4 protein-coding genes and 2 pseudogenes are annotated in these 6460 nt (G+C 70.3%); all 6 read right to left on the bottom strand.

Translation table 11 applies throughout. The annotated features are described in order from the left end of the window. Positions 1-201: 201 nt before the first annotated feature. Complete coding sequence (locus Y694_RS08970) at positions 202-1425, bottom strand: protein kinase domain-containing protein (RefSeq protein ID WP_197028768.1); 1224 nt, start codon at positions 1423-1425, stop codon at positions 202-204. Positions 1426-1617: 192 nt separating this feature from the next. Then, positions 1618-1872, bottom strand: coding sequence for a MoaD/ThiS family protein (locus Y694_RS08965; protein ID WP_036231707.1), 255 nt, complete (start codon positions 1870-1872; stop codon positions 1618-1620). 10 nt (positions 1873-1882) lie between these two features. After that, positions 1883-3096, bottom strand: a pseudogene (gene glp / locus Y694_RS08960) (gephyrin-like molybdotransferase Glp). Then, complete coding sequence (mobB, locus tag Y694_RS08955; RefSeq protein WP_036231705.1) at positions 3038-3661, bottom strand: molybdopterin-guanine dinucleotide biosynthesis protein B; 624 nt, start codon at positions 3659-3661, stop codon at positions 3038-3040. Before mobB ends, glp begins: the two are co-directional and overlap by 59 nt. 13 nt (positions 3662-3674) lie before the next feature. Next, positions 3675-5087, bottom strand: a complete 1413-nt coding sequence (gene thrC, locus Y694_RS08950) for a threonine synthase (RefSeq protein ID WP_036231703.1) — start codon at positions 5085-5087, stop codon at positions 3675-3677. A gap of 49 nt (positions 5088-5136) precedes the next feature. Continuing rightward, positions 5137-6452, bottom strand: a pseudogene (locus Y694_RS08945) (homoserine dehydrogenase). Positions 6453-6460: the final 8 nt, after the last annotated feature.

The raw sequence follows: 6460 nt of genomic DNA, 5'->3' as shown, positions 1-6460 counted from the left end.
GCCGCTGAGGCGGAGGGGCCGCGTGACGGCACTGCGACCGGTTTGGACGTTCGCCGCCTGCAGCGTGTCACGGCACGCTGGCCGCCTGCGCGGCGGGCCCCGGCGCCGGCTCGGAGGAGGCCGGCTCCACCGTGCCAGCCGCGGAAGGGTCGCGTTGCGGCAAGGCCTGTTCCGCCGACGGCGACGCAGCCTGGAACGGCGTCATGCTCGCGAGCCGGGAACTCGTATCACCGGTGAGCTGGTAGGTGACCAGTCCGGCGACCAGCAGCGTCCCCAGTACGCCGGCCACCGCCCAGGGCCAGCGGCGCGGGCGCGGTGGGGGTGGCGGTGCGGGTCGGGCCGACCGCGGGCGCCGTGCAGCATGGGGTCGGAGCGCAGGCTGGGCAGCGGCTGCGGCCGGCTGTCGCGACCGAGCTCCGCCGGCCCCGACACCGACCACAGCACCTCGCGTTCCGGGAACGGCGTCTTCAGTACCGGGATGTCCGACAGCGCCAACCCCCGACGCTCCGGCGCGACCACCGGCTCGCGTGCCGCAGCGGCCACGCCGCCACCTGCCGCCTGCAGTTGGCGACGGAAGGCCGCTACCGACTGCGGCCGCTCACGCGGGTCGGCGGCCAGCGAACGTTCGAGCACCGACACGAAGCCGTGCGCATAGCGCCCCACTGCCGGTGCGCTGCCAGCTTGCGTGGCGGCACCATCGCCCAGTCGCGGCGCGTTCATGCAGAACTGCACCACGGCGGCCAGCGAGTACAGATCGGACCAGGGTCCCGGCGCGTGCTCGCTCGGCGGCTCGGCCAGCTCGGGGGGCCGGAAGCCGGGCTCCGGCCAGGCGGGGTGCTGCGGCAGGCGCGCACCGATCGTCGTCCGGACCGCAGCGGTGTCCAGCAGCATCGGCGTGCCATCTGGCTGCACCAGGATCTGCCCGGGTCGGACATTGCCGTGCACCCATCCGGCCTCGTGCAGGCTCTCCAGTGCATCGAGCACCGGCCCGATCATCCGACGCAGCCAGTCCTCGCTCGGCGCTTCGGTCATCGCGGCGCAGACCTCGGCGAGCGTGCGCCCTTCGACGCGCGGCCACAGCCGGTAGGCGGTGCCGCGCATCTGCCACACCGCGCCGATGCGCATCAGCGCGGGATGCAGGGGCTTGGCGAGCAGTTCCGACTCCTGCAGGAAGGCCTGCAGGCCCTCCTCCCACAAGGCCGCATGGGCCGGCGAACGGGGCCGCAGCAGCCCGGTCGTGTCGCGCAGCGAGATACCGGCCGGCGCGAACTCCTCGATCGTGACTTCGCCGCCCGACGCACTGGCAGTGGCCAGGTAACGCAGGCCGAATTCGTCGCGCACCTGGAGCTTCTGCAGCACGAAGCTGCCCACGGCCGAACCGGACGGGAGCCGCTGGGGCTCCACGACCGTCGGACGGGCGCTCACCGCGGGGGGACTCGCGGGGTCGGAAGGGCGTGAGATGGGAATCATGTACGGCTGAGTGGCAGAGTCTGCAGCATAGACCGCAGTTCCCTGCGTTCTGGTTGCAAAGCGTATACCCGGTGACTGCGCGCAGGATCAGCGCATCCTGAACGCCCCGCCATCCCTCGAAGGCCACGCCGCAGGGCGGCGCGCGGCTCAGCCGCCCGTGACCGGCGGGAAAAAGGCCACTTCGGCGCCTTCATGCACCGTCATGGCCTCATCGTCGACCATTGCCTGGTCCAGCGCCATGCGCAGGGCACGACCGCGGCCCAGTGCCTCGGCATGACGCCCGCCCCTTGCGATGAGTTGGTCCCGCAGCCCGGACAGGCGCGTGCCCGTGGGAAGCTCGACCGTTTCGCCGGGACCCAGCGCCTCGCGGACCGAGGCGAAGTAGCGCACCTGCACCTTCATGCGCGGCCTTTCATGCCAGCAGCGCCGCAAACGGCAGGAAGCGAACGATGTCGCCCCGCGCGATGGCCCGACCCGGCGGGTTGTCGATCAGCCTTCGGCCCAGACCGCCGAGGTCAGCACCCCCGAACTCTGGTTGCCGAACAGCTCGAGTCCACCATCGGCATTGCGCCGGGCCCGCAGGAACTCGCGCCGGGCATCCGGCCGTGGCCAGTCGAAGTCCGCACGGACCGGCCAGCCGGCCGGCTCCGCACCTGGCAGACCCTGCAGGGCCTGCAGCACCGGGCGCACCGCGAGCAGGAAGGTCACGAAGCTGGACACCGGGTTGCCGGGCAGGCCGATGAAGAGCGCCGGCCGGTCGGCTCCGCTCGTGCGCACCTCGCCGAAGGCCAGCGGTTTGCCCGGCTTGATGGCGATCTGCCACAGGTCGAGCCGGCCTTCGGCCTCGACGGCCGGCTTCAGGTGGTCTTCCTCGCCGACCGACACCCCGCCGGACGTGAGGATCAGGTCATGGCCCTCGGCGGCCCGGCGCAGCGCCTCACGGGTGGCATCGAGCCGATCCGGCACGATGCCGAGATCGCTGACCTCGCAGCCGGCCGACTGCAGCAGCGCCCGCAACGTGTAGCGGTTGGAGTTGTAGATGGCACCGGGCTTCAGCGGCTCGCCGGGCATCACCAGTTCGTCGCCGGTCGAGAACAGCGCGACGCGCGGCCGGCGCACCACGCTCAGCGTCGCCGCGCCCACCGAGGCCGCCAGTCCGAGAGCCTGAGGCGTGAGACGGCTGCCGCGCGCCAGCACAACGCTGCCGGCACAAACGTCCTCGCCGCGGCGGCGCACCCACTGGCCCGCGGTCGGTCGGATCTGGACGCGCACGCTGCCACCACCAACCGGCTCGCACTGCTCCTGCATCACGATCGCATCGGCGCCTTCCGGCACCGGCGCCCCGGTGAAGATGCGCGCGGCCGTGCCGGGTGCCAGCACCGCGCCGACCTGCCCCGCCGCGATGCGCTGGCTGACGGTCAGCAGCGTGCCGGGCTGGGGCACATCGGCCGTACGCAGGGCGTAACCATCCATCGAGCTGTTGTCATGCGGCGGCACGTCGAGCTGCGAGACCACATCGACCGCGAGCACGCGACCGAGGGCCTCGAAGGTGGAGACCGTCTCGGTCTCAGCCAGTGCCGTCGTGCCGGCGAGCAGCCGCGCCAGCGCGTCGGTCAGGCTCAACATCGGCCGAGGGGGCGACATAGGCGGCTTCGTTGTCGGCGTCGTCATAGGGGGACCGGTAATCGTGGCGTGCGGCTTGGCGGATCAGGAAAGCCGTTACCGCGTCGGCATCGTTCAGGTCGAGCACCGGCAGCTGCGTCGGGGACGGCAGGGCCGCGGGGCTGTCGGTCGCGATCGCGACCACGAAGGGATCATGCGGGTACTGCACCCGTTGCCCGGTCTCGGCACGCCAGATCTCGATCTTCAGCAGGTCGGCGTGCTTGAAGCCCTCGACCAGCACCCAGTCGGCGTCGGACAGTTCGGCGATCAGCTGGTGCGGGTTCGGATCGGCCTCGATGTCGTATTCGCGGATCTTCGCGAGGCGCCGGTTCGATGCGATCACCACCTCGTAGGCACCGGCGGCGCGGTGACGGTGCGAGTCCTTGCCGGGCTGGTCGATATCGAAGTCGTGGTGGGCGTGCTTGACGACGGAGACGCGGTGCCCGGCGAGGCGCAGGCGCGCCACGAGCTGCTCGACCAGCGTGGTCTTGCCCGAGCCCGAGTACCCGCAGAAACCGACGACCTTCATCCGGCGACAACCCTCATGTCGAGCAATTCTCGACGATGTAGGCCTGCACCGTCGCCGAGCTGGCCGGCATGACCTTGAAGCGCCTGGGGAGCTGCTCGAGCCCCTCGAGCCCGGCCGACCGGGGCGGCTCGTGGCCGAGCGCCTCGAGGATGGTGGCGGCGAACTTGATCGGCAGCGCGGTCTCCAGCACCAGCAGCGGTGTGCCGGGCTTCACGTACGCACGGCCCACCTTCAGGCCGTCGGCGGTGTGCGGGTCGATGGTCACGCCGAAACGCTGCTGAGTGTCGCGGATGGTCGCCACGCGGTCGGCGTGCGTGCTCTTGCCGGACACGAAGCCGAACTCGCGCACCCGCGCAAACTCGGCGGGCGTCAGCGTGAAGCCGCCGTGCCGTGCGATGTCGTCACCGAACAGCTGGCGCGTGCGTGCCGCATCGCGACCCAGCAGGTCGAACACGAAGCGCTCGAAGTTGCTGGCCTTGGAGATGTCCATCGAGGGACTCGAAGTCTCATGCGTGTCGGCCGCGCCGCGCACGCGGTAGCTGCCGGTGCGGAAGAACTCGTCGAGCACGTCGTTCTCGTTGGTGGCGACCACCAGCTGCTCGATCGGCAGGCCCATCATGCGCGCCACATGGCCGGCGCACACGTTGCCGAAGTTGCCCGACGGCACCGAGAAGCTCACCCGCTCGTCGTTCGACTTCGTGGCCTGGAAATAACCGGCGAAGTAATACACCACCTGCGCCAGCAGCCTCGCCCAGTTGATGGAGTTGACGGTGCCGATGCGCCAGCGGCGCTTGAACTCCAGGTCGTTGGACACGGCCTTGACGATGTCCTGGCAGTCGTCGAACACGCCCTCGACCGCGAGGTTGTGGATGTTCGCGTCGGGCAGGCTGAACATCTGCGCCTGCTGGAACGGGCTCATGCGGCCGTGCGGACTGAGCATGAAGACGCGCACGCCCTGCTTGCCACGCATCGCGTACTCGGCCGCGCTGCCGGTGTCGCCGGAGGTCGCGCCCAGGATGTTGAGCGTTTCGCCGCGGCGCGCCAGCTCGTACTCGAACAGCTGGCCCAGCAGCTGCATGGCCATGTCCTTGAACGCGAGCGTCGGTCCGTTCGACAGGGCCTGCAGCGCGACGCCAGGCTCCAGCGGCTTCAGCGGGGTGATCTCGGTCGTACCGAAGACCTCGCGCGTGTAGGTCTTGCGGATCAGCGTGCGCAGGTCGTCGGCCGGAATGTCGGTGATGTAGAGCGACAGGATCTCGAACGCGAGGTCGGCGTAGGACAGGCCGCGCCAGCGCGCCAGCGTGGCCGCATCGACGCGCGGATAGCGCTCCGGCAGGTAGAGACCCCCATCCGGCGCCAGGCCTTCGAGCAGGATGTCGGAGAAGCCGCGCGGCGTGGAGTCGCCGCGGGTGCTGAGGTAGTTCATGGACGATTCGGACTCACAACAACCAGCATGCCGCAACGGGGGTGGGGCATCAGGACAGTTCTTCCTTGCGGATGCGCACGATGGGCGCCAGCACGGTCGGCAGCGCCTGCATCTGCGCCAGCGCCGCGTTCATCTTCCCTTCGAGCGTGTCGTGGGTCAGGATGATCAGGTCGGTCTGGCTCTCGCCCTCGGCCGACTCGCGCTGCAGCACGGCGTCGATCGAGATCGCGTGGTCGGCCAGGATGCGGGTGATGTTGGCCAGGACACCCGCCTTGTCGGCGACCTGCAGGCGCAGGTAGAAGGCGGTGACGACCTGCTCGATCGGCAGGATGGGCGTGGCCGCCACCGCATCGGGATGGAAGGCCAGGTGCGGTACACGGTGATCGGGGTCGGCGGTGATGAGCCGGGTCACGTCGACCAGGTCGGCGACCACGGCCGAGGCCGTCGGCTCGGCGCCGGCGCCCTTGCCGTAGTAGAGCGTGGAGCCGACCGCGTCGCCCTGCACCACCACGGCATTCATCGCACCCTCCACATTGGCGATCAGGCGCGTGCCCGGGATCAGCGTCGGGTGCACGCGCAGCTCGATGCCCTGCGCATCTTCGCGGCGCTTGGTGATGCCCAGCAGCTTGATGCGGTAGCCCAGCTGTTCGGCGTAGCGGATGTCGGCCGCCTGCAGCTTGGTGATGCCTTCGATGTAGGCGTGCTCGAACTGCACCGGCGTGCCGAAGGCGATCGCACTCATGATCGTCGCCTTGTGTGCGGCGTCGATGCCCTCGATGTCGAAGGTCGGGTCGGTCTCGGCGTAGCCAGGCGCTGGGCTTCCTTCAGCACGGTGCCGAAGTCCAGCCCCTTGGAGCGCATCTCCGACAGGATGAAGTTGGTGGTGCCGTTGATGATGCCGGCGATCCAGTTGATGCGGTTCGCGGTCAGGCCCTCGCGCAGCGCCTTGATGATCGGGATGCCGCCGGCCACTGCCGCCTCGAAGCCGACCGCCACACCGCGCTCGCGCGCCGCCGCGAAGATCTCGGTGCCGTGTACCGCCAGCAGCGCCTTGTTGGCGGTGACCACCGGCTTCCCGGCGGTGATGGCGGCCAGCACCAGCTCGCGGGCCCGTGTCGTGCCGCCGATCACCTCGACGACCACGTCGATGTCGGGCCGGCGCACCAGGGCGTCGAAGTCGTCGGTCAGCACCACCTCGCTGCCGAGCGTGGCGCGCGCCTTGGCCACGTCGCGCGCGGCGACCGCGGCGACCTCGATGCCGCGGCCGGCGCGGCGCTGGATCTCGGCCCGGTTGCGCTGCAGCACCTGCACCACGCCGCCAGCCACCACGCCCGCGCCGAGCAGGCCCACTTGGATCGGTTTCATCTTCGATT

Origin of the sequence: Methylibium sp. T29-B, assembly GCF_000576225.1 — a bacterium.
Lineage (GTDB): Bacteria > Pseudomonadota > Gammaproteobacteria > Burkholderiales > Burkholderiaceae_C > Methylibium > Methylibium petroleiphilum.
The sequence above is the reverse complement of the archived record's forward strand: the minus strand, read 5'-3'. Positions and strand labels throughout refer to the sequence as shown.